Consider the following 22,425-nt stretch of genomic DNA (forward strand, 5'->3'; position numbering starts at 1 on the left):
CTCCATGCCTTCCAATTTCCTGATTGAACTGCACGATGTCGGCAAATCGTTCCGCGCCGCGGATGGCACTGCCCGGCACGTGCTGGAACACGTGGACTTCACGCTGCGCGAAGGCGAGATCGTGGCCCTGCTGGGCAAGTCCGGTTCGGGCAAGTCGACCCTGCTGCGCATCATGGCGGGGCTGGTCAACGCCGACCAGGGCACCGTCACCTACCGCGGCCAGCCGGTGTACGGCCCCGCGGCAGGCATCGCCATGGTGTTCCAATCGTTCGCGCTGTTCCCGTGGCTGACCGCGCAGCAGAACGTCGAGCTGGGGCTGGAAGCCCAGGGCGTGGCGCCGGCCGAGCGCGCCAGGCGCGCCGACGCGGTGCTGGACCTGATGGGGCTGGGCGGCTTCGGCGGGGCCTTGCCGCGCGAGCTGTCCGGCGGCATGCGCCAGCGCGTGGGCATCGCCCGCGCCCTGGTCATGAATCCCGACGTGCTGCTGATGGACGAGGCCTTCTCGGCCCTGGACGTGCTGACCGGCGAAACGCTGCGCGACGACATGCTCGAACTATGGGACGAGAGCCGCATCTCGACCAAGGGCATCCTGATCGTGTCCCACAACATCGAGGAAGCGGTCATGATGGCCGACCGCATCATCGTGTTCTCCAGCGACCCCGGCCGCATCCGCAGCCAGGTGCAGATCGGCCTGCCGCGGCCGCGCAATGCCGATTCGCCGCAGGTGCGTGCACTGATCGACGAGGTCTACGCGCTGATGACGCAGCGCCCGGCCCACGACATGCCGACGCCGCGCCAGCAGGGCCTGGGCTACCGCTTTCCGCATACCGAGGTCGAGCGCATGGAAGGTGTGCTGGACGTGCTGGCCGAGGCGCCGTTCAATGGCCGCGCCGACCTGCCCAAGCTGGCCGAGGAAGCCGAGATCTCCGACGACGACCTGCTGCCGGCCTGCGAAGCGCTGGGCTTGTTCGGGCTGGCCCAGATCGACAAGGGCGACATCTACCTGACGCCGCTGGGCCAGCGCTACGTGCAGGCCGACCAGGACCAGAAGCAGGCCATCTTCGGCCGCCAACTGCTGGCCCACGTGCCGCTGGCCGCGCATATCCGCCACAGCCTGGAACAGGAACCCGCCGGCGAGCTGCCGGAAAGGAATTTCCTGGATTCGCTGGAGGAATTCCTCAAACCCGACGAAGCCGAGCGCGTGCTGAAGATCGCGGTGGAGTGGGGCCGCTATGGCGAGATCTATGGCTACGACTACCACACCGGCCTGTTGAGCTTGCCGGAGCGCGCCGCGGGTTAGGGTGGGGAGCGGCGGGCCGGACGGCCCGCCGTGGTGGCGTGATGACCGCGCGATCCGCGCGGTCGGCCCGATCACAGGGCGATGAAGCCCGCGATCACCAGGATGATCAGGCCGTACTTGGTGGCCTTGTAGACGTTGCGGTTCCAGGCCTTGAAGGCCTTGCGCTTCTGGTCGATGACCCAGTGCGCATGGGTCAGCTTGTTGATGGCGCCGGTCTGGTCGCCGCCGTCGTTGGGCGAGCTGGCCGCCGACATCACCACGCGGCCGAACCAGCGGTTGAAGGCCTCGGCCCAGCCCCACTTGAGCGGCCGCTCGACGTCGCAGAACAGGATGATGCGGTTCTGGTCGGTGTGGTTGTAGGCCTCGTGCACGTAGGTCTCGTCGAACACCACACTTTCGCCGTCGCGCCAGCTGTAGGATTCGCCGTCGACGATGATGTGGCAGCGGTCGTCGTTGGGCGTGGTCAGCCCCAGGTGGTAGCGCAGCGAGCCGGCGAACGGGTCGCGGTGGGCGTTGAGCTTGCCGCCCGGCGGCAGCTCGGCGAACATCGCCGCCTTGACCTTGGGCAGCGTCTTCAGGATGGCCACCGTCTTGGGGCACAGTTCCTCGGCCGAGGGGTGGCGGGCGTCATACCACTTCAGGTAGAAGCGCTTCCAGCCGTACTTGAAGAAGGAATTGAAGCCGATGTCGTTGTGGCTGTCGGCCGCCTTGATGCGGCGCAGCTCGGCCATCTGCAGGGCTTCGTCGCGGATCGTTTCCCAGTTGTCGTCCAGCACCTTGAGTTCGGCGATCTCGCTGGTGGTCAGGTAAGGGGTGGACGGCACGCGCGAGGTCAGCACCATGAAGGCGTTGACCGGCGCCAGCAGCACCGAGTGATCCAGCAGTTGCCGGCCCAGCGGCAGCTTGACGCGGCCACGGAAGTGCGCGAACAGGATGGCGGCAAGCCAGATCCCGGGTATCAGCCATTTCATACGTAAATCTCGTCCTGCGGCGGGTGAGTCAGGTGCAATCGCCTATTGTTACACAGCGTCGCCGAACAGGCCGTGGAGGAATCGTCCGCAGGGCGGTTTTAGGCCCTCCGACTAGGTACAATTCCTCCTATGTCCGAAGCCGTAACAACTCCGTCCCCTTTTGTCCACCTGCGCGTCCATTCCGAGTTCTCGGTAGTGGATGGCATCGTGCGCATTCCCGACCTCATCAAGCGTGTCGCCAAGCTGGGCCAGCCGGCTGTCGCGCTGACCGATCTGTCGAACCTGTTCGGCCTGATCAAGTTCTACAAGGGCGCGCGCGGCGCGGGCATCAAGCCCATCGCCGGCTGTGACGTCTGGCTGAGCAACGACGACGATCCCGCCAAGCCGTTTCGCGTGTTGCTGCTGGTGCGCAACCACCAGGGCTACCTGAACCTGTGCGAACTGCTGTCGCGCGCGTTCCTCACCAACCAGGGCAAGGGCCGGGCCGAGATCCGCCGTGAATGGCTGCAGGGCCAGGACGGCCTGATCGTGCTGTCGGGTGGCCGCGGCGGCGACGTCGGCCAGGCGCTGGACGCCGGCAACGCGGTGTCGGCGCTGGCCTTGGCGCGCCAGTGGGCGCATATGTTCCCGGGCAGCTACTACATCGAGCTGCAACGCGCCGGCATGGACGGCGACGAGGCCTACACCCAGGCCGCCATGCGCCTGGCGGCCGAGGCCGGCCTGCCGGTGGTGGCCACGCACCCGGTGCAGTTCCTGGACGAATACGAATTCCAGGCGCACGAGGCCCGTGTCTGCATCGCCGAAGGCGAGATCCTGGCCAACCCGCGCCGCGTGCGCCGCTTCAGCAAGGAACAGTACCTGCTCAGTTCCGAGGAAATGGCGCGTCGCTTTGCGGACGTGCCCTCGGCGCTGGCCAATACGGTCGAGATCGCCAAGCGCTGCAACCTCAGCCTGGTGCTGGGCAAGCCGCGCCTGCCCAACTTCCCCACGCCCGACGGTGTGTCGCTGGACGACTACCTGGTGCAGCTGTCCGAAGAGGGCCTGGAAAAGCGCATGGCCTTCCTGTTCCCGGATGAAGCCGAGCGCGCGTCCAAGCGCGAGCAGTACTACGAACGCCTGCGCTGGGAATGCAAGACCATCATCCAGATGGGCTTCCCGGGTTACTTCCTGATCGTGCAGGACTTCATCAACTGGGGCAAGAACAACGGCGTGCCGGTCGGCCCGGGCCGGGGTTCGGGCGCCGGTTCGCTGGTGGCGTACGCGCTCGGCATCACCGACCTGGATCCGATCCGCTACGACTTGCTGTTCGAGCGCTTCCTGAATCCCGAGCGGGTCTCGATGCCCGACTTCGATATCGACTTCTGCCAGGACAACCGCGAACGCGTCATCGACTACGTCAAAGAAAAATACGGCCGCGCCGCCGTGAGCCAGATCGCCACCTTCGGCACGCTGGGCGCCAAGGCCGTGGTGCGCGACGCCGGCCGGGTGCTGGACATGCCCTACATGTTCTGCGACGGCCTGTCCAAGCTGATCCCGTTCAACCCGATGGACCCCTGGACGCTCGAGCGCACCCTGAAGGACGAACCGGCCTTCAAGGACCGCTACGAGCAGGAAGAGGAGGTGCGCGCGCTGGTCGACCTGGCCAAGCCGCTCGAAGGCCTGACGCGCAACATCGGCATGCACGCCGGCGGCGTGCTGATCGCGCCCGGCAAGCTCACCGACTTCTGCCCGCTGTATTGCCAGCCGGGGCAGGAGAACAGCGCGGTGTCGCAGTTCGACAAGGACGACGTCGAAGCCGCCGGCCTGGTCAAGTTCGACTTCCTGGGCCTGCGCAACCTGACCATCCTGGACTGGGCCGTGCGCTACGTGCGCCAGTTCAACGAGGACAAGCGCGACTTCGACGTCATGGCGCTCAGCCTCGACGATCCGGCCGCCTACAAGATCCTGTGCGACGCCAACACCACCGCGGTGTTCCAGCTGGAATCGCGCGGCATGAAGGAGCTGCTCAAGAAGCTGCGGCCCAACACCTTCGAAGACATCATCGCCATGCTGGCCCTGTACCGTCCGGGGCCGCTGGAATCGGGCATGGTGGACGACTTCGTCAACCGCAAGCACGGCCGCGCCGCGGTGGACTACTTCCACAACGATCTGGAGAGCACGCTCAAGAGCACCTACGGGGTCATCGTCTACCAGGAACAGGTGATGCTGATCTCGCAGATCATCGGCGGCTACTCGCTGGGCGGCGCCGACCTGCTGCGCCGCGCCATGGGCAAGAAAAAGCCCGAGGAAATGGCCAAGCACCGCGAACTGTTCGAGAAGGGCGCCAAGGAAAAGGGCCACGACCCCGACCTCGCGGTCAAGCTGTTCGACCTGATGGAGAAGTTCGCGGGCTACGGCTTCAACAAGTCGCACTCGGCCGCGTACGCGCTGATCTCCTACCAGACCGCCTGGCTCAAGGCCTACCACCCGACCGAGTTCCTGGCCGCCACCATGTCCTCCGACATGGACGACACGGACAAGGTCCAGATCTTCTGCCGCGACGCCCAGGACAACGGCGTCGAGGTGCTGCCCCCCGACGTCAATTTCTCGGGCTACCGCTTCGAACCCGTGGCTGACAAGCACACCGAAAAGGGCAAGCCGCCGCGCACCATGCGCTACGGCCTGGGGGCGGTCAAGGGCACGGGGCAGGGCGCGGTCGAGGACATCCTGCGCGCGCGCAAGGAAGGCGGTCCGTTCCAGAACCTGTTCGACTTCTGCCGCCGCGTCAGCAAGCACGCGGTCAACCGTCGCACCATCGAGGCCCTGATCAAGGCCGGCGCGTTCGACACCATCGAACCCAATCGCGCCGCCATGCTGGCCTCGGTGCCCACCGCCATGGAAGCGGCCGAGCAGGCCGCGCGCAGCGCCAACCAGTCCTCGCTGTTCGGCGACGACAGCAGCGACGTGGTGGCCGGCGAACTGGCCAAGGTCGCGCCGTGGGACCTGCACAAGAAGCTGACCGAGGAAAAATCGGCGCTGGGCTACTACTACAGCGGCCACCTGTTCGACGCCTGGCGCGACGAAGTGCGCCAGATCGTGCCGATGCAGCTGGCGCGGGTCGAGCCGCAGCGCGACCTGCAATGGATGTGCGGGGTGCTGGCCAGCGTGCGCGTCATGATGACCCGTCGCGGCAAGATGGTGTTCGCGGTGCTGGACGACGGCACCGCGCAGGTCGAGATCTCGGTCTTCAACGAGCTCTACGAAAAGCACCGCAACCGCCTGCGCGAAGACCAACTGGTCATCGTCCAGGGCAAGGTCAGCAACGACGACTACTCGGGCGGCATGCGCATCGTCGCCGAGCAGCTCTACGACCTGCAGCTGGCGCGCGAGGCGCGCGCCAAGTCGCTGCGCGTCAAGCTCAACGGCGGCGCCGACGCCGCGCGCCTGCGCCAGATGCTCAACCCGTTCCGCGCCGAGCCCGAGAACGGCATCCCCGGCGTGCCGGTGGACATCGTCTACACCAAGAACAATTTCCTGTGCACGGTGCGGCTGGGCGAGGAATGGCGGGTCCGCATGGCCGATACCCTGCTCGAAAACCTGAATGCCTGGACCAAGCCCAACGGCGTGGAGGTCACCTACTGATGCGTATCGTCCATTCGGAAGCCGCCACCAGTTTCGGTGGCCAGGAAGGCCGGATCTTCAAGGAAATGAACGCCATGCGCGCGCGTGGCCATCACCTCGAAGCCATCTGTCAGCCCACCGCCCTGCTGGCCGAGCGCCTGTCGGATGCCGGATTCACGGTGCACACGCTGGAAATGGACGGTCCCGTCAATTACGTCAAGGGCGTCATCGCCATCCGCCGCATCCTGCGCGAAGGGCGTTTCGACGTGCTCAATACCCACAGCCGGCGCGATACGGTGATCGCCGCGGCGGCCGGCCGGCTGGCGGGCACGCCGCTGATCGTCCGCACCCGCCACTTGTCCAACAAGGTCGGTTCGTTGTGGTCATACACGCGCCTGCCGCACCGCGTCACCACCGTCAGCGACCACGTGCGCGAGCATCTGATCGAACGCGGCGTGCCGGCCGACCACGTCGCCACGGTTTATTCGCCCATCGTGTTGCCGCCGCCGGTCGAGCATTCCACGCTGCGCGAGGAACTCGGCCTGGCGGCCGATGACGTGGTGGTCGGCTGTGTGGCCGTGATGCGCGCCACCAAGGGCCACAAGGACCTGATCGACGCCATCGCGCCGCTGATGGCCGCCCGTCCCAAGCTGCACCTGGTATTCGTGGGCGGGGGATCGCCGGTGTTCGAGCAGACCCAGGCCTACGTGGCCGAACGCGGCCTGGCCGATCGCATCCACCTGATGGGGATGCGGCGCGACGTGCCCAACCTGCTGGCCGGCTGTGATCTGTTCGCGCTGGCGACCCAGCAGGAAGCGTCCGGCACCGTCTACGTCGAGGCCCAGGCCAGCGGCCTGCCGGTCATCGGCACCGATGTCGGCGGGGTTTCCGAGATGTTCCGCGACGGCGAAACCGGCATCCTGGTGCCGCCGAAGGACCCGGCCGCGCTGACCGCCGCGCTCGAAAGACTGGTCGATGACGCCGCGCTGCGCCACCGCATGGGCGAGGCGGGCCGCAAGATGGTCTGGGAAGAAGGCGTGTTCTCGCCCGCCCGACTGGCCGAAACCACCGAAGCCGTCTACACCCGCTGGCTGGCGGAGCGGCGCGGATGAACGCGCCCAACGTCCCGGTGTTGATGTATCACCACGTCACGCCGGCCGGCGGCATGATCGCCGCCACCCCCGAGGTTTTCGAGGCGCAGATCGCGCGCCTGGCGCGGGCCGGCTACCAGTCGCTGTCGACCGACCAGTTCGCCGCCTACCTGGCCGGCGCGCCGGCGCCCGAGCGGTCGGTGCTGATCACCTTCGACGACGGCTATCTTAACAACTGGGTCCATGCCCATCCGGTGCTGGCGCGCCACGGCATGCGCGCCGTGCTGTTCACCATTACCGGCTGGATCGGCGACGGGCCGGCGCGCCCGCACGCGGGGCAGGGCCTGCCGTTGCCCGCCACGCCCGACCACGACGCCTGCAAGAAGCTGATCGCGGCCGGGCGCGGCGACGAGGCCATGCTGCGTTGGAGCGAAATCGAGGCGATGCGCGCCGCCGGCACTTTCGAGTTTCATTCGCATACCCACACCCACACGCGCTGGGACAAGGTCTGCGGCGCCGACACCGAGGCCAAGCGGGCCCATATCGCGCGGGAACTGTCCGATTCGCGCGAGACGCTGATCCAGCGCCTGGGGCAGGCCAGTGATCATCTTTGCTGGCCGCAGGGCTATTTCGACGCCGACTACGTGGCGGCCGCCAGGCAGGCGGGCTTTCGGCACTTGTACACTACCGACCCTTTCGGCCAGAACACGCCTGGCGCCGACCCCGGCCACATTTACCGTTTCGCGGTGCGCAACCAGGGCGGTACCTGGTTGAACCGGCGTCTCTGGCTGTCGCGCGATCCCTTCTGGGGGCCGCGCTATCACGCCTGGAAAGCCTGGAAAAAGCGTCTTAGGAATCGCGGATGAAGTTATCAGTCATAGTCATCACCAAGAACGAGGCGGCCAACATCGCCGAATGCCTCAAGTCGGTTGCTTTCGCCGACGAGTTCATCGTCGTGGATTCGGGCAGCACCGACGGCACGGTGGAGCTGGCCAGGGCCCTGGGGGCGCGGGTCGAAGTGACCTCCGACTGGCCCGGCTTCGGTCCGCAGAAGAACCGCGCGCTGGACCTGGCCACCGGTGACTGGGTGTTGTCGATCGACGCCGACGAGCGTGTCACGCCGGAGTTGGCGCGCGAGATCCAGGACACCCTGGCCGCGCCGCGCGCCGACACCTACGAGATCGCCCGCCTGTCGAATTTCTGCGGCCGCGACATCCGCCACAGCGGCTGGTGGCCCGACTACGTGCTGCGCCTGTTCAAGCGCGGCGCCGCGCGCTTCAATGACGCCGCCGTGCACGAGCGCGTGGTGCCGGCCAATGGCCAGCCGCCGCTGCAGCTCAAGGGCTACTTCCATCATTACCCGTACGACAACCTGGACGCGCTGGTCACCAAGATCAACCGCTACTCGTCGGACGCCGCCGCCATGATGTACGCCAAGGGGCGCCGCACTTCCGTGTTCGGCGCGCTGGGCCACAGCTTCTGGACTTTCGTGCGCATCTACCTGATCCGGCGCGGCTTCCTCGACGGCCGCCACGGCCTGGTGCTGGCGGTGACCGCGGCGGCGGGCAGTTTCTTCCGTTACTCGAAGCTGATGTTCCTGGCCGAGAAGAACAAGTGAAGATTCTCTACACCAATTTCCACGCCGGCAACGGCGGTGGACACGTCACCTACATCATCAACCTGTGCCGCGCCCTGGCCGCCGAGCACCAGATCACGGTCGCCGCGCCCGCCAGCAGCCGCCTGTACCGCTACGCCAAGGCGATCCCCGGCGTCACGGTCGCGGACATGCGCTACACCACGCGGCCCTCGTCCTGGTTCAAGGACCGCGCGCGGCTGCGCCGCCTGATCAAGGACGGCGGCTTCGACATCATCCATGCCAACGGCTCGGCCGATCACAAGCAGGTGATGCTGGCCACGCTGGCGATGGCGCGCCGCCCGCGCATCGTGTTCACCAAGCACAACGACCATCCGCTCACCAGTTTCGGCCACAAGCTGCGGGTGGCGCTGGCCACCGACCACAGCATCGCGGTCAGCGACTACATCCACGGCCTGCTGTCCGATTCGCCGTACCGCAAGCGTCCCATCACCACCATCCGCCACGGCATCGACACTCAGTTCTTCGCGCCGCCGGCGCCCGAGAGCGTCGACAAGCTGCGCGAACTCTTTTTCGGCCCGCAATGGCGCGGCAAGCTGCTGCTGGGCAGCGCCGGCGGCACCGACTACGACAAGGGCTGGCTCGACCTGGTGGCCGCGGTGGCGGCCTTGCCGCCGGGCGACAAGGAGCGGGTGCTGCTGCTCGTGGCCGGCGATCCGCCGTCCGAAGCCAAGCTGGAGCGGGTGCGCGAATTGGGCATGACCGATCAGCTGCGTTTTCCCGGCCTGCTCGACGACGTGCGGGCGGCCCTGGCCGCGTGCGACGCCGGTTTCGTGCTGTCGTACCGCGAGGCGTTGTCGTTCGCCTGCCGCGAGATCATGGGCCTGGGCCTGCCTGCCCTGGTCACCAACGTCGGCGGCCTGCCCGAGAACGTGAATGACGGCGTCGATGGCTGGATCGTGCCGGTGCGCGACGTGGCCGCCATGACGGCGCGCCTGCGCATCATGCTGGACGATCCCGGCCAGGTCCGCGCCATGGGCGCGAACGCCCGCGAAACCGCGGTGCGCGACTTCAACCTGGCGCGTTTCGCGCAAGCCACGGTGGACGTCTACCAGCGTACGTTGGGCGGACACTGAGCCTTATAATCCGCGCTATGTCTATCCCAATTCTCATGTACCACCAGATCGGCGAGCCCAATCCCAAGGGCACGCCGTTTCGCGGCCTGACGGTGCACCCGGACGATTTCGCGCGCCAGATGCGCTGGATGCGCTTCCTGGGTTATCGCGGCCTGTCGATGCGCGACATCATGCCGTACGTGCGCGGCGAGCGCCACGGCAAGGTATTCGGCCTGACCTTCGACGACGGCTACCGCAACGTGGTCCAGAATGCGATGCCGGTGCTGGACAAGCTCGGCTTCACGGCCACCAACTACCTGGTGGCCAACCAGTTCGATGGCGGCAATGTCTGGGACGCCAAGATCGGCATTCCCTTTTCGCCCCTGATGACCGTCGACGAGATGCGCCAGTGGGCCGCCTCCGGCCACGAGGTCGGCTCGCACACCCTGGATCACGTCCACCTGCCCGAAATGACGCCCGAAGAGGCGCGCCGCCAGATGGTCGAGTCCAAGGACGTGCTGGAGCAGGCTCTCGGCGCGCCGGTCACCGCCTTCTGCTATCCCTACGGCGACCATGGCCCGGAACACCTGGTCATGGCGCGCGAGGCGGGCTACGACAACGCCACGTTGACCAAGCGCGGCCTGGCGCGCGCCAGCGACGATCCCTTCGGCCTGCCGCGAGTGACCGTGTCGCGTTCGACCGGCATCTTCCGTTTCCTGCAGAAATGCCTGACGCGCTATGAAGACACCCGCGGGCGCCGCTGAGCGGCGGCTGCGCATCGCACTGCTGGTCGACCGCTTCGGCAACCGCTTCGGCGGCGCCGAGGCCTACGGCGTCGAACTCATGCGCGTGCTGGGCCAGCGCCACGATATTTCCGTGGTGGCGCGCGACTTCGACAGCGATCTGCCGTTTCCCTTCCACCCGGTGCGCTTTCCCGGCTGGCTGCCCAGCTGGATGCGGGTGCTGTATTTCGCCTGGAAGGCCGATCGCCTGACCCGTGGCCGCTACGACATCGTCCATTCGCACATGAACGGCTGGGCCGGCGAAATCCAGGTCATGCACGTCACGCCAGTACGCTACAACCGCCTGACCCGGGCCAAGCCGCTCAAGCGTGTACTCGCCTGGCTCAGCCCGCGGCTGGCCACGTATCTGTTGCTCGAGAAATTCCGGGTGCGCCGCGCGCCCGCCCGTCGGGTGGTGGCGGTGTCCGGCCTGATCATGGACCAGTTGCACCGCAGCTACGGTCCGCAGCTGCCGGTCGAGATCATCGCGCCCGGCGTCAAGCTGCCCGCGCCAGAAGCGGCGGACTCGCGCGCCGCCACGCGCGCCTCGCTGGGCTGGGAGGCGGACACCATCGGTTGCCTGCTGGTGGCTCGCAACCCGCTGCGCAAGGGGCTGCCCGCGCTGCTGGACGCGCTGGCGCTGCTGCCCGCGCCGTACCGCCTGCTGGTGGTGGGAGCCGACGCCGCGACCCGCGACCGGGTGCGCGCGGCCGGCGCGGTGGCCAATCGCGTCACGCTGGTCGATCCCACGCCCGATGTCGCCAGGTACTTTGCCGCGGCCGACATCTACGCCCATCCGACGCTCAACGACAGCTACGCCATGGCGCCGCTGGAAGCCATGTCGCATGGCTTGCCGGTCGTGGTCAGTTCCCCCGCCTACTGCGGATTCGCGCAATACCTGTCGGCCGGCAAGGATGCCCTCATCCTGCAGGATCCGCGCGATGGCGCGCAGCTGGCGCAGGCCCTGCAGCGCCTGGGCGACGAACCCGAACTGCGCGCGGCGCTATCCGAGCGCGGCCTGGCGATCGCGCGCGACCAGAGCTGGGAGACCGTGGCGTCGCGCTACGAAGACCTCTACCACGGGGTGCTGGCCGAGCGCGGCTGAGACGTGGCCGCAGGCAAAAAAAAAGGGACCGCAAGGTCCCGTTTTCGCTTTCAACGCGTCGGCGCCGTGGCCCGTTCCAGTTCCCCCAGCCAGCGGATCGCATATTCGCGCTCGGATCCGCACATTTCGGGCTGGGCCTGCAGCCCGCCGCAGAAAGCCGGACGCTCGGGCTGGCCGAAGAGGGCGCAACGCATGTCCGGCAGCAGCTGGATACAGGGCACGCCTGCCGGCTTGCCGTCGGGCATGCCGGGAATCGGCCGCGTGATCGACGGCGCGATGCAACAGGCGCCGCACCCCGGCCGGCACGCCAGCGAGGCCGGCATCTTCAGACCCACCCGCGCAGCCAGTAGACGAACAGGCCGGCGTATTCCTTGATGATGGAGCGGCTGGCGTCGAACGTGCGCTGGTCGGGCAGCCACGGGTTCAGCGAACCATCGGCGGGCGCCACGATCTGCGGGGGCGCGGGCGCGGCGATGGCGATCACGCCCTGCTTGGAGAACGCCGCCATGGCGCGCGGCATGTGCAGGGCGGACGTGACCAGCAGCACCTTGCCGATGCCGCGGGTCTTGAGCTGGTCTTCGGTCAGGGCCGCATTCTCGTAAGTGGTGCGGCTGGCGTTTTCCAGGATCAGGGCCGATTCCGGCACGCCCTGTTGGCGGATGGCGTGGGCCATGCCGCGCGCCTCGCTCACGTCGCCTTCCAGCGCGCCGCCCGACAGCACCACCTTGGGCGCCCGGCCCGCCAGGTAGAGCTGGGCCGCGGTGTCGACGCGCACCACGGCGGTGTCCTTGTCGTAGGGCAGGAACCAATTGGCGCGGCCATTGGCGGTATTGCCGCCCAGCACCACGATGGCGTCGGCGGTGGGAGACTCGGCGGGCGGCAGGTGCGGATAGCGGTTTTCCAGCGCGCCGCCGAGCCAGAGCGAGGTCACCGGAAGCGACCACGCCAGCGCCCACAGCAGGCCGGCGAGGATCAGGGCGCCGCCGGTCTTGCGCAGCCGGAACAGGCCCAGCACCAGGCCGACCACCACCAGGGCCAGGCACAGGTTGTAGGGAATGATCAGATTCGTGAGGTAGCTCGACATGGTCATTTCAAGACAAACTGTTTACCGCGCATCGTCCAGCATGGCGTTGGCCTGCTGTTGCACCGCCTCGGCGGATGGCCACGCCGTTTCCGAACCGATGCACACCGCCCGGGGCGACCACGGTCCGGTCCGGCCGGGGCGGGTGACGCCGAATAGCGTGAGTTCCCGCGCGCCGGCCGCCGCGGCGACGTGCGAAACGCCGGAATCGTTGCAGACCACCAACGCTGCTTTGGTCGTCAACGCGGCGAACGCGCCCAGGGACAAGGGAGGCAGCAACTGCGCGCTCGGGGCATTGCGCCGGGCTTCGTCGGTTTCCGCCGGAGGGGGGCACATTATCACGGTATGGCCCCGTGCCTGCAAGGCGCGGGTAAGTGTATCGAATCCTGGCCACACCTTGATCTTTCCCTTGTGCAGCCCGGTGGCCGTGGGCGCGATCAGGACGAAGCGCTGCCCGGCCAGGCCCGCCGCCTCCAGGGCCAGGTCGGCGGCGCCCTGGTGCGTTGGCGTCAGGGGCAGGTCGAGTGTGGGAGCCGGGTCGGCGGGGCCGGTGGGCAGACCCCAGCGGGCCAGCGCTTCGCGTGTCAGGTGATGCCAGGACTGCACCGCGTGCAGGGCGGCGTCCGGCTTGGCTACCGGCCAGCGCAACAGGAAGCTGCGGCCGTCGTCGCGATAGCCCGCCGATGGCACTCCCGCCAGCCGGAACACCAGCGCGCTGGACAGCGAATCCGGCAACAACAGGCCGCGGGCGCGCCGCCCCTCGGCGCCCAGGGCGCGGCGATGGGCGCTGACCGTGGCTCTATCCGGCCCCACTTTTCCCAGCATCGGCAGGAACTCCCGTTTGTCGATCCCGTCCAACAGGTCCCGCGCCCAGGGGCGGGCACAGATAACCAGGGGCAGGCCGGCGGCCTGCAAGGCCCGCAGGCTGGGCAGGCTCATGCAGACATCGCCCACCCAATTGGGCAGGCGGACGTAGAGGCAACTGATTTCGGACATGGACAGGCGCACCGCGCGATAGGAACTGAAAGGGGGACGCCCGGCCCCGCGCGGCAACGCGTAGCCAGTACAATCCGGGGCACAATTGTATAAAAGCGAGTGATTCCATTGAATTCTGCCGCACGCAACGCGCCCGCAGGCTCCCAGCCTGTCAAAGCTGAACTCTGGAGCCGAATCTATAGCCGGGTCGGTTCCTACTGGAAGGGGCTGGTGCTGGCGACCCTGCTGATGGCCGGCGCCGCCGCCACGCAGCCCACGCTGGCCGTCATTATGCAGCCCCTGCTGGACGACGGCTTCTCGGGCGCCAAACCGTACTATGTCTGGGCGCTGCCGCTGGCGGTGGTCGGGTTGATCTTCTTGCGCGGCGTCTGCAACTTCTTCAGCGACTATCTGCTGGCCTGGGTCGCCAACAACGTTCTGCTGGGCATGCGGCGCGACATGTTCGAACGCCTGCTGGGCCTGCCCGACGCCGATTTCAAGCGCGGCGACACCGGCCGCCTGCTGAATCGATTCACCATCGACGCGGGCAACGTCACCGGCTACGCCACCGACGTCATCACGGTGCTGGTGCGAGAAACCCTGGTGGTCATCGCCCTGATCTGCGTGCTGCTGTACACCTCGTGGGTGCTGACCCTGATCATCCTGATCATGCTGCCCGTCTCGGTGCTGATCGCGCGCACCTTCATCAAGCGCCTGCGCCGCATCAACCGCGACACCGTCAACATGAACGCCGAGCTGACCCGGGTGGTCAGCGAGGGCATCGACGGCCAGCGCGTCATCAAGCTGTTCGACGGCTACGAGGTCGAACGCGGCCGCTTCGATTTCGTCAGCAGCCGCCTGCGCCGCTTCGCCATGCGCACCGCCACCGCCGACGCCGCCCTGACGCCCCTGACGCAGGTGTGCATCTCGATCTCGGTGGGCGCGGTCATCGCCGTCGCCCTGGGCCAGGCCAACAACGGCTCGCTCACGGTCGGCAGCTTCGCCTCCTTCATGGCCGCGCTGGCCCAGATATTCGACCCCATCAAGCGCCTGACCAACCTGGCCGCCCGCATGCAGAAGATGCTGGTGTCGGCCGAAAGCGTGTTCACCCTGATCGACCAGGTGCCCGAAAGCGACACCGGCACGCGCGAACTGCCCGAGCCCGTGCGCGGCAAGGTCGAGTTCCGCAACGTCACCCACCGCTTCGCCGACGCCGACCGCGACACCATCAATGATGTGTCCTTCGTGGTCGAACCCGGCCAGACCGTGGCGCTGGTGGGACGCTCCGGCAGCGGCAAGACCACGCTGGTCAACATGCTGCCGCGCTTCGTGCTGGCCGACAGCGGCGCCATCTACGTCGACGACGTGCCGATCAACGACCTTAAGCTGCGCAGCCTGCGTTCCCACCTGTCGCTGGTCAGCCAGGACGTGGTGCTGTTCGACGACACCATCGCCGCCAACGTCGGCTACGGCGCCCTGGGCGAAGCCAGCGAGCAGCAGGTGCGTGACGCGCTGGCCGCCGCCAACCTGCTCGATTTCGTCGAAGGCCTGCCGCAGGGCATCAACACGCCGGTGGGCGAAAACGCCGCCCGCCTGTCCGGCGGCCAGCGCCAACGCCTGGCGATCGCCCGCGCCCTGATCAAGAACGCGCCGATCCTGATCCTCGACGAGGCCACCTCCGCGCTCGACAACGAGTCCGAACGTCAGGTGCAGGCCTCGCTCGAGCGCCTGATGAAGGGGCGCACGACGCTGGTCATCGCGCACCGCCTGTCCACGGTGCAGAACGCCGACCGCATCATCGTGCTGGACGCCGGCAAGATCGTCGAGCAGGGCGCCCACGCCGAGCTGCTGGCCGCCGACGGCCTGTACGCCTCGCTCTACAACATGCAGTTCCGCGAAGACTGATCGCGTGCGCGGCGCCCGGGGCGCCGCGCCAGGCCACCCAGGAGCCGCCCATGTCCCTGCCCGCAGAAGGCAACCAGCTGGTCAACGTCGTCGTCCTGCTGGGCGCGGCGGTGGTGGCGGTCCCCTTGTTCAAGCGCCTGGGACTCGGTTCCGTCCTGGGTTACCTGGCCGCCGGCCTGGCCATCGGCCCGTTCGGCATCGGCTGGTTCTCCGATCCCCGTTCCATCCTGCATGTGGCCGAACTCGGCGTGGTGATGTTTCTGTTCATCATCGGCCTGGAAATGCAGCCGTCGCGGCTATGGAAGCTGCGCGGGGAAATCTTCGGCCTGGGCGTGGCCCAGGTGGTGGCCTGTGGCGCGCTGTTGACGGCGGTCGGCCTGTTGGCCGGATTGTCGGGGCCGGCGGCCTTCATGGCGGCGATGGGTTTCGTGCTGTCGTCCACCGCCATCGTCATGCAGATACTGGCCGAGCGCGACGAGACCGCCAGCGCCCAGGGCCAGCGCATCGTTTCCATCCTGCTGCTCGAAGACCTCGCCATCGTGCCCCTGTTGGCCCTGGTGGCGTTGCTGGCGCCGGCAGGCACCACCGAGCATGGCGATCCCTGGCTGCAGGCGGCCATCGCCATCGGTTGCGTCTTGGCGCTGCTGGCGGCCGGGCGCTGGTTGCTCAATCCTCTGTTCCGCCTGCTGGCGGCCGCGCATGCCCGCGAAGTGATGACCGCCGCCGCGCTGCTGGTGGTGCTGGGCGCGGCGCTGCTTATGGAATTGGGCGGCCTGTCGATGGCCATGGGCGCCTTCCTGGCCGGCGTGCTGCTGTCCGAGTCCACCTTCCGCCATCAGCTGGAGGCCGAGGTCGAGCCGTTCCGCGGCATCCTCCTGGGCCTGTTCTTCCTGGGCGTCGGCATGTCGCTGGACCTGGCCGCGGTGGCGCGTGAATGGCAGTTGATCCTGGCGGGCGTGCTGGTCTTCATGCTGGTCAAATCGGTGGGCGTCTACCTGGTCGCCCGGCTGTTGCGCGCCAGCCATGCCGAGGCCGTGACCCGCGCGGCGTTGTTGGCCCAAGGGGGCGAATTCGCCTTCGTGCTCTACGGCGCCGCCGCGGCCGCGGGCATCTTCGATGCGCACCTGGCCGCCGTGCTGATCGCCGTGGTCATCATTTCCATGGCCTTGACGCCCTTGTGCGTACTGGCGCTGCGCTGGCTGCTGCCCAAACCCGTCCCCTCGATGGAAGGGGTGGACGTGGCCCGGGACCTGGAAGGTTGCGCATTGATCGTGGGTTTCGGCCGGTTCGGCCAGATCGTGACGCAGGCAATGCTGGCGCGCGACATGAAGGTCTCGATCCTGGATATCGACACCGATGCCATCCGCGCGGCCGCCAAATGGGGCGTCAAGGTGTATTACGGGGACGGTACCCGCATCGACATGCTGCGCACGGCCGGCGCCGAAACCGCCAAGGCCATCCTGATCTGTATCGACAATCCGCAGTCAGTCAACCACATGGTCAAGCTGATCAAATCGGAATTCCCCCTGGTGCAACTGGTGGTGCGGGCCTATGACCGCATCCATTCCCTGGCGCTGGCCAGGGAAGGGGTCGACTACCAGGTGCGCGAGACCCTGGAATCGGCCCTGGTTTTCGGCGAAGCCGCGCTGCGCGCCATCGGCGTGCCGCCGGACGAAGCCGCCGACGTGGTGGCGGACGTGCGCAAGCGGGACACCGACCGTTTCGAGCTGGAGGTGGCCGGCGGCCTGTTCGCCGGGCGCTCGCTGCTGTACGGCAACATGACCGGCCCGGCGGATGGCAGGAACGACCAGCCGGACCGTGAAACCGTGGCGCCGGCCGGGCATGCGGAGCCTGGCGCGCCGGCATGACCGCCGTATGACAAGCGACCCGTATCGCGTATTACAGCCTCTTTGCATTACTTTACGCATCATTTCACGCGCAAGTCCGATCGGCTGAGGTAGATTTAGCTTCAAGCGCGCTCCACTTCCGGAGCGTTTCTGCCAGGGGGCTGCCATGCTGCAATCGGATCGGATTTCCACGACCCCGCAAGCGGTCGCGCTTGAGCTTGCACGCCGTCAAGCCACGACCCTGCGTTGCGGGTTTTCCGCGGGCGCCATGCGCCAACTCGTCCTGTCGGCGGGCGGGGCCGGCCCCGCCTGGGCCATCAGCGCCCATCGCGAAACCGACAAGGCGCGCGGCGCCAAGGCCTTCCCCTTCCGGATCGCCGCCACGCTGTCCTGACGCGCTGGCCCGGCCGCGCGGCCGTGGGGGGGCGCGTGGCTGGCTGCCATCGCCACGCGGCGCTTGCCGGCCTGGCGCCGCCAGGCAAGATGCCCGGTCGGCGCCATGCCGATACGGCTTTCGATATCGATCGGTACGCCCTGGCGCGGATCCGCCGACGCCGTTCCTGGCTGTGAACGGGTGCCATCTTGCCTGGTCGCCCGCGCTTGCGGCATCATGACCCGTAAAAGGCATGACACCCCGCCGCGATCGCGAAGGAGCGCCGTATTGAAGTCCCATGGGTTTCTACATCGCAGCCTGTACGCCCTCGCGGGGTTGATCGCCATCGGCATTTGCGCCGCCTCGATCGCGTTGCTCTGGACGGACCGGCGCATCACCTGGAACCTCGCCTACGTCGCCGCCGGCAACCTGACGGAAGTGCTGTCGGCCGATATCAGCCGCACCATTCGCGTCTATGACCTGTCGCTGCAAGGCGTCATTGAACGCCTGCAAGAGCCGGGTATCGAAGAGCTGCCACGCGGCACCCTGCATCGCTTCCTGTTCGACCGCGCCGCCAGCGCCGAGTACCTTGGCACCATCCTCATCCTGGACCGCGACGGAAACGTCCGCTACGACTCACAGAGCCTCGATCCTCCCATCGCCAATTTCGCCGATCGCGACTTCTTCCAGGTCCATCGCGACAGGCCCGACGCCGGCATGTATGTCAGCCGCCCGTACCTCAGCCGCTTGCGCGGCGGTGACGAGAGCATCGGCATCAGCCGCCGGCTTGCCGCGCCCGACGGCAGCTTCGCCGGCGTGGTCACCGGGTCGCTGCGCCTGGCCTATTTCCGCGAGCGCTTCGCCGGGGTGTCGATCGGCCCGCGCGATTCCATCACCATCTTCCGCAACGATGGCGCGGTGCTCGCGCGCACCCCTTATTCCTCCGCGGACCTGGACGCCGACATCGGCCAGGAACTGGACTTCCAGCAATTCCTGATCCGCCGCGAAGGCGTGTTCGTCGGCGCGCTGGCGCCGGATGGCGTCGAGCGCCTTTATACCTTCGACAGCGTACCCGGCACGCCGCTGGTCATCGACGTCGCGATGGCGGTCGACGAAGTCCTGGCGCCATGGGAACGACGGGCGATGCTGGTCATCCCCATCACCCTGGCGCTGTTCGCCTCGGTGGTGGCGCAGGTCGTGCTGTACCGGCGCGAGACGCGGTTGCGCCTGGAAGTGGAGAACAGGCTTGAAAAAGAGGCCCAGACCGATGGCCTGACAGGTATTGCCAACCGCCGCACCTTCGATGAAGCACTGGCGCGCGAATGGGCCAGCGCGGGCCGCGACGGCGAACCCTTGTCACTGTTGTTTCTCGACGCCGACCGCTTCAAGCTCTACAACGACCGCTATGGTCACCAGGAGGGCGACGAGCTGCTCAAGATACTGGCGCTGACCGTGCGCGGCAAGGCGCGGCGCCCTCGCGACCTGGCGGCGCGCTACGGAGGCGAGGAGTTCGTGGCACTGTTGCCCAATACCCCGCTCGAGCATGCGATCGACATCGCCGAACGTATACGCCAGGCCGTGGTTGGCCTGCACGCGCAGCACGAAGACAACGAAGGCGGCATTGTCACCGTCAGCATCGGCGTGGCCACCGCGGTGCCCCGGCCAGGCGACGAAGTCGCCGCCCTGGTTGAAGCCGCCGATGCGGCCGTCTACCGCGCCAAGGAGGCCGGCCGCAACTGCGTCGTGGCTGCCGGCCGATGACCGGCGTCAGCCTGTCGCCGCCGTCGCGGACGCCAAGAAAAACGGGACGGCCGTTGCAAGGGCCGTCCCGTCGAGATGCCAGCGAGGCGCTCAGCGGCCGAGCATGACGGCCTGCAGGCGGGTTTGCGCCTGTTGCACCTTCTGCGCCTGGGCGGTCAATTCCTGCAGCAGCTTGTTCAGCTCGGCCAGCACGGCCGGGTCCTGCACCCGCGGCGCCGGGCCCGTCAGGTCGATCTGCGCCTTGTGCGTTTCGACGTATTCCGCCACCTTGAGGCTGCTGTCCAGCGTGCCGCTGATTTGCGGCAACACTTCGCGGAAGGTGTCGGCCGGCACCGTCACCGTCTTGGCGTAGGCCTTGTCATACACCGCCTTCAGGTCGTCGGGCTGCTTCAGTTGCGCGCGCGCCGCGTCCGCCTTGGCCTGCTCCTTGGTCAGGGCCTCGCCCATGTCCTTGAGCGCGGTCTGCACCGTCTTGATGTCGTCGCGCCGAGCCACCACGTCGTTCAGCGAACGCACGGCGCCCTTCTGCATCAGGCTGCCCATCGGCTTGACCGAAGCGTCCATGCCGGCATTGAAATCGGTGATCACCGCATACTGCGCGGCGTAGTCGCCGAAGGACTTCTTCTCTTCTTCCGTCAGCTGCGGCACGCGCACGCCCGGCTTGTCGACGATGCGGGTCTGCAGGAACTGCGTGAACGCCGCGCGTTGCTCGGGCTCCTTGTTGCCGCAAGCGGTCAGCGCCAGCGGCAACGCCAGGGCCAGCAGCACGAAAGGACGGAATAGGGATTTCATTACGTGATTCTCCGGAAAACATGGGAAATGGCGCGCCCCTTTTAAAACCGGGGTGGCCAGCCGGGGGCGAGCTTATCGGGTCATGGCCTTCGTCGCCATTGGTTTCAAACTTCATTTCAATCGAAGTGCCAAGATACAAAATTCACACACATTGACGTGAAAATTTGCATGGCAGCTGGTACGCGCGAGCGGGCATAGGCATGCCGGAATACGGCCGCCATGAAGGATGGTCACGATGGAGTAAGGTCGCCATGAAAGAAGAAAGCCGCTGTCGCGGCTTTCCGGCATCACAGATCATGGAGTACCGGCCATGGGCCGGCAAGGCTGCGGGCTTCAAACTAGGATGATGTCGTACTTTTCCTGCGAATACGTGCTCTCGACTTCCAGCGACACCCGCTTGCCCACGAAGTCGCCCAGCATCGCCAGGTGCTGGCTTTCCTCTTCCAGGAACAGGTCCACCACGTCCTGCGACGCCAGGATGCGGAATTCCTTGGGATTGAACTGGCGCGCCTCGCGCAGGATCTCGCGCAGGATCTCGTAGCAGACCGTGCGCGGCGTGCGCACGTTGCCGCGCGACTCGCACATGGGGCAGGGCTCGCATAGCTGGTGCGCCAGCGAATCACGGGTGCGCTTGCGTGTCATCTCCACCAGGCCCAGCTGCGTAAAGCCATTGACCGTCATGCGGGTGCGGTCGCGCGCCAGCGCCTTCTTCAGTTCGGCCAGCACGGTCTCGCGGTGCTCCTGTTCCTCCATGTCGATGAAGTCCAGGATCACGATGCCGCCCAGGTTGCGCAGCCGCAATTGACGGGCAATGGCCTGCGCGGCTTCCAGATTGGTCTTGAAGATGGTGTCGTCGAAGTTGCGGCCGCCGACGAAGCCGCCGGTATTGACGTCGACCGTGGTTAACGCCTCGGTCTGGTCGATGATCAGGTAGCCGCCCGACTTCAGGTCGACGCGGCGCGACAGGGCCCGCGCAATCTCCTCGTCGACATTGGCCGTATCGAACAGGGGGCGCTCTCCGCTGTAATGCTGGATGCGATCGACCACGGAAGGCGTATAGACGCGGGCCCATTCCAGCATCGCCGCGGTGGTGGTGCGCGAGTCGACCAGGATGGCGCCCGTCGACGGCCCCACCATGTCGCGCAGCACTCTCTGCGCCAGTGTCAGGTCCTGGTGCAGCAGCGCCGGCGCCGGTTGGGTCCGGGCCGCGGCCTGCACACTGGTCCAGAGCTTGCGCAGGTATTCCAGGTCGGCCGCCAGTTCCTCGTCATTGGCGCCTTCGGCCTGGGTGCGCACGATGAAGCCGCCTTTTTCCTCGCTAGGCATCAACGCCTGCAGCCGCTCGCGCAGTTGGATGCGCTCGGACTCCGAGTCGATCTTCTGCGAAATGCCGATGTGCGGATCGTGCGGCAGGTATACCAGCATGCGGCCGGCCATGCTGATCTGCGTCGACAGGCGGGCGCCCTTGGTGCCCAGGGGATCCTTGACCACCTGGACCATGATGGTCTGCCCCTCGAACAGCAGTTTTTCGATGGGCGTCGGCGTCAGGCCCTGGCTGCGCTCGCCCCGGTTCTCGCGCAGGTCCGCGATGTGGATGAAGGCGGCCCGCTCCAGGCCGATGTCGATGAAGGCGCTCTGCATGCCCGGCAGCACCCGGACCACGCGTCCCAGGTAGATATTGCCGACGTGCCCGCGCTGGATGCTGCGTTCCACGTGCAGCTCCTGCACCGACCCTTGCTCGACCAGCGCGACGCGGGTCTCGAAAGGCGTGACGTTGATCAGGATATCTTCGCTCAACGCGATGGTGGGGGGCATGGGGGCATCTTCTCCAAGTTAAGGGCAGTGCGGCGCAAGGCGAATAGTAAACGTACCGGCGCGCCGGGCAAGCGGCGCGGCGCCCGGCTGGCGAGATCGCCTATCCATATGGATAGGGGGGGCGAGGGAGGCGCCCTATATCTATGTAGATAGGGAAGACTGCGCCATCGGCACGCGGGCACACAACGCTATCTATATAGAGAGACGAGGCGTTGGACAAGTGCGCGAGCAGGGGACGGAAGGCCCGCGGGCGGCTTGCGTTCCGACGTCCTGCAAAATTCATCAGTCTTTTTGCGTCCGGCGTGTGACAGTCGAAAA

The 22,425-nt window shown here is 67.1% G+C and carries 18 protein-coding genes; 12 read left to right on the forward strand and 6 right to left on the reverse strand.

All coding sequences use genetic code 11. The features are described from left to right. Window positions 1-4 precede the first annotated feature (4 nt). Window positions 5-1,300, forward strand: a complete 1,296-nt coding sequence (locus AC6CR5_RS29340; protein WP_006384041.1) for an ABC transporter ATP-binding protein — start codon at window positions 5-7, stop codon at window positions 1,298-1,300. Between the two features lie 71 nt (window positions 1,301-1,371). On the opposite strand, the gene lpxO is transcribed toward AC6CR5_RS29340, so the two are convergent. Continuing rightward, a complete protein-coding gene (gene lpxO, locus AC6CR5_RS29345; protein WP_020924404.1) occupies window positions 1,372-2,271 on the reverse strand; it encodes a lipid A hydroxylase LpxO in 900 nt (299 codons plus the stop codon). 129 nt (window positions 2,272-2,400) lie between these two features. Between lpxO and dnaE the strand changes: the two genes are divergently transcribed. From dnaE to AC6CR5_RS29380, 7 genes are read left to right on the forward strand one after another with little or no spacing between them, the layout of a single operon-like run. After that, window positions 2,401-5,892: a DNA polymerase III subunit alpha gene (gene dnaE, locus AC6CR5_RS29350; RefSeq protein WP_006384039.1), complete on the forward strand. Its 3,492-nt coding sequence runs from the start codon at window positions 2,401-2,403 to the stop codon at window positions 5,890-5,892. Continuing rightward, window positions 5,892-6,983: a glycosyltransferase family 4 protein gene (locus tag AC6CR5_RS29355; RefSeq protein WP_006384038.1), complete on the forward strand. Its 1,092-nt coding sequence runs from the start codon at window positions 5,892-5,894 to the stop codon at window positions 6,981-6,983. The genes dnaE and AC6CR5_RS29355 overlap by 1 nt, the downstream gene beginning before the upstream one ends. Continuing rightward, a complete protein-coding gene (locus tag AC6CR5_RS29360; RefSeq protein ID WP_006384037.1) occupies window positions 6,980-7,828 on the forward strand; it encodes a polysaccharide deacetylase family protein in 849 nt (282 codons plus the stop codon). The genes AC6CR5_RS29355 and AC6CR5_RS29360 overlap by 4 nt, the downstream gene beginning before the upstream one ends. Further along, complete coding sequence (locus AC6CR5_RS29365; protein WP_006384036.1) at window positions 7,825-8,580, forward strand: glycosyltransferase family 2 protein; 756 nt, start codon at window positions 7,825-7,827, stop codon at window positions 8,578-8,580. The genes AC6CR5_RS29360 and AC6CR5_RS29365 overlap by 4 nt, the downstream gene beginning before the upstream one ends. Next, a complete protein-coding gene (locus AC6CR5_RS29370) occupies window positions 8,577-9,692 on the forward strand; it encodes a glycosyltransferase family 4 protein (protein ID WP_026382734.1) in 1,116 nt (371 codons plus the stop codon). Before AC6CR5_RS29365 ends, AC6CR5_RS29370 begins: the two co-directional genes overlap by 4 nt. A gap of 17 nt (window positions 9,693-9,709) precedes the next feature. Beyond that, window positions 9,710-10,435: a polysaccharide deacetylase family protein gene (locus AC6CR5_RS29375; RefSeq protein ID WP_006384034.1), complete on the forward strand. Its 726-nt coding sequence runs from the start codon at window positions 9,710-9,712 to the stop codon at window positions 10,433-10,435. After that, a complete protein-coding gene (locus AC6CR5_RS29380; protein ID WP_047993494.1) occupies window positions 10,410-11,558 on the forward strand; it encodes a glycosyltransferase family 4 protein in 1,149 nt (382 codons plus the stop codon). The genes AC6CR5_RS29375 and AC6CR5_RS29380 overlap by 26 nt, the downstream gene beginning before the upstream one ends. 50 nt (window positions 11,559-11,608) lie before the next feature. Here the strand turns inward: AC6CR5_RS29380 and AC6CR5_RS29385 are convergent, their stop codons facing one another. From AC6CR5_RS29385 to AC6CR5_RS29395, 3 genes are read right to left on the reverse strand one after another with little or no spacing between them, the layout of a single operon-like run. After that, on the reverse strand, window positions 11,609-11,881 hold the full coding sequence (locus tag AC6CR5_RS29385) for a YkgJ family cysteine cluster protein (RefSeq protein ID WP_035199663.1): 273 nt from the start codon (window positions 11,879-11,881) through the stop codon (window positions 11,609-11,611). Window positions 11,882-11,883: 2 nt separating this feature from the next. Next, window positions 11,884-12,648, reverse strand: a complete 765-nt coding sequence (locus AC6CR5_RS29390) for a YdcF family protein (protein ID WP_498085136.1) — start codon at window positions 12,646-12,648, stop codon at window positions 11,884-11,886. A gap of 15 nt (window positions 12,649-12,663) precedes the next feature. Then, a complete protein-coding gene (locus AC6CR5_RS29395; RefSeq protein WP_269879121.1) occupies window positions 12,664-13,635 on the reverse strand; it encodes a glycosyltransferase family 9 protein in 972 nt (323 codons plus the stop codon). Between the two features lie 108 nt (window positions 13,636-13,743). Between AC6CR5_RS29395 and msbA the strand changes: the two genes are divergently transcribed. The 4 genes from msbA to AC6CR5_RS29415 all read left to right on the forward strand — a co-directional run bounded on the left by msbA (window position 13,744) and on the right by AC6CR5_RS29415 (window position 19,500). Beyond that, the gene (gene msbA, locus AC6CR5_RS29400) at window positions 13,744-15,519 is read left to right on the forward strand and encodes a lipid A export permease/ATP-binding protein MsbA (RefSeq protein ID WP_047993493.1); all 1,776 of its coding nucleotides are present in this window, start codon (window positions 13,744-13,746) and stop codon (window positions 15,517-15,519) included. A gap of 50 nt (window positions 15,520-15,569) precedes the next feature. After that, window positions 15,570-17,387 (forward strand): monovalent cation:proton antiporter-2 (CPA2) family protein, encoded by a 1,818-nt coding sequence (locus AC6CR5_RS29405; RefSeq protein WP_054500050.1) that lies wholly within the window; start codon window positions 15,570-15,572, stop codon window positions 17,385-17,387. Between the two features lie 247 nt (window positions 17,388-17,634). After that, window positions 17,635-17,760 carry a hypothetical protein gene (locus AC6CR5_RS29410; RefSeq protein WP_020924392.1) on the forward strand — a complete coding sequence of 42 codons (126 nt, stop codon included), beginning with the start codon at window positions 17,635-17,637 and terminating at the stop codon, window positions 17,758-17,760. A gap of 267 nt (window positions 17,761-18,027) precedes the next feature. Then, complete coding sequence (locus AC6CR5_RS29415; RefSeq protein ID WP_020924391.1) at window positions 18,028-19,500, forward strand: sensor domain-containing diguanylate cyclase; 1,473 nt, start codon at window positions 18,028-18,030, stop codon at window positions 19,498-19,500. A 90-nt stretch (window positions 19,501-19,590) separates the two neighbouring features. Here AC6CR5_RS29415 and AC6CR5_RS29420 read toward each other — a convergent pair whose 3' ends face one another. Next, window positions 19,591-20,292 (reverse strand): DUF3053 domain-containing protein, encoded by a 702-nt coding sequence (locus AC6CR5_RS29420; protein WP_006384024.1) that lies wholly within the window; start codon window positions 20,290-20,292, stop codon window positions 19,591-19,593. 333 nt (window positions 20,293-20,625) lie between these two features. Beyond that, the gene (rng, locus tag AC6CR5_RS29425; protein ID WP_026384722.1) at window positions 20,626-22,089 is read right to left on the reverse strand and encodes a ribonuclease G; all 1,464 of its coding nucleotides are present in this window, start codon (window positions 22,087-22,089) and stop codon (window positions 20,626-20,628) included. Between the last annotated feature and the right edge of the window lie 336 nt (window positions 22,090-22,425).

It is taken from the genome of Achromobacter sp. EG18 (assembly GCF_059759395.1).

Coding starts and splice junctions, on each gene's coding strand:
- AC6CR5_RS29340 (WP_006384041.1), top strand. CDS start 5: ATGCCTTCCAATTTCCTGATTGAACTGCACGATGTCGGCAAATCGTTC.
- lpxO (WP_020924404.1), bottom strand. CDS start 2,271: ATGAAATGGCTGATACCCGGGATCTGGCTTGCCGCCATCCTGTTCGCG.
- dnaE (WP_006384039.1), top strand. CDS start 2,401: ATGTCCGAAGCCGTAACAACTCCGTCCCCTTTTGTCCACCTGCGCGTC.
- AC6CR5_RS29355 (WP_006384038.1), top strand. CDS start 5,892: ATGCGTATCGTCCATTCGGAAGCCGCCACCAGTTTCGGTGGCCAGGAA.
- AC6CR5_RS29360 (WP_006384037.1), top strand. CDS start 6,980: ATGAACGCGCCCAACGTCCCGGTGTTGATGTATCACCACGTCACGCCG.
- AC6CR5_RS29365 (WP_006384036.1), top strand. CDS start 7,825: ATGAAGTTATCAGTCATAGTCATCACCAAGAACGAGGCGGCCAACATC.
- AC6CR5_RS29375 (WP_006384034.1), top strand. CDS start 9,710: ATGTCTATCCCAATTCTCATGTACCACCAGATCGGCGAGCCCAATCCC.
- AC6CR5_RS29380 (WP_047993494.1), top strand. CDS start 10,410: ATGAAGACACCCGCGGGCGCCGCTGAGCGGCGGCTGCGCATCGCACTG.
- AC6CR5_RS29385 (WP_035199663.1), bottom strand. CDS start 11,881: ATGCCGGCCTCGCTGGCGTGCCGGCCGGGGTGCGGCGCCTGTTGCATC.
- AC6CR5_RS29390 (WP_498085136.1), bottom strand. CDS start 12,648: ATGACCATGTCGAGCTACCTCACGAATCTGATCATTCCCTACAACCTG.
- AC6CR5_RS29395 (WP_269879121.1), bottom strand. CDS start 13,635: ATGTCCGAAATCAGTTGCCTCTACGTCCGCCTGCCCAATTGGGTGGGC.
- AC6CR5_RS29405 (WP_054500050.1), top strand. CDS start 15,570: ATGTCCCTGCCCGCAGAAGGCAACCAGCTGGTCAACGTCGTCGTCCTG.
- AC6CR5_RS29410 (WP_020924392.1), top strand. CDS start 17,635: ATGCGCCAACTCGTCCTGTCGGCGGGCGGGGCCGGCCCCGCCTGGGCC.
- AC6CR5_RS29420 (WP_006384024.1), bottom strand. CDS start 20,292: ATGAAATCCCTATTCCGTCCTTTCGTGCTGCTGGCCCTGGCGTTGCCG.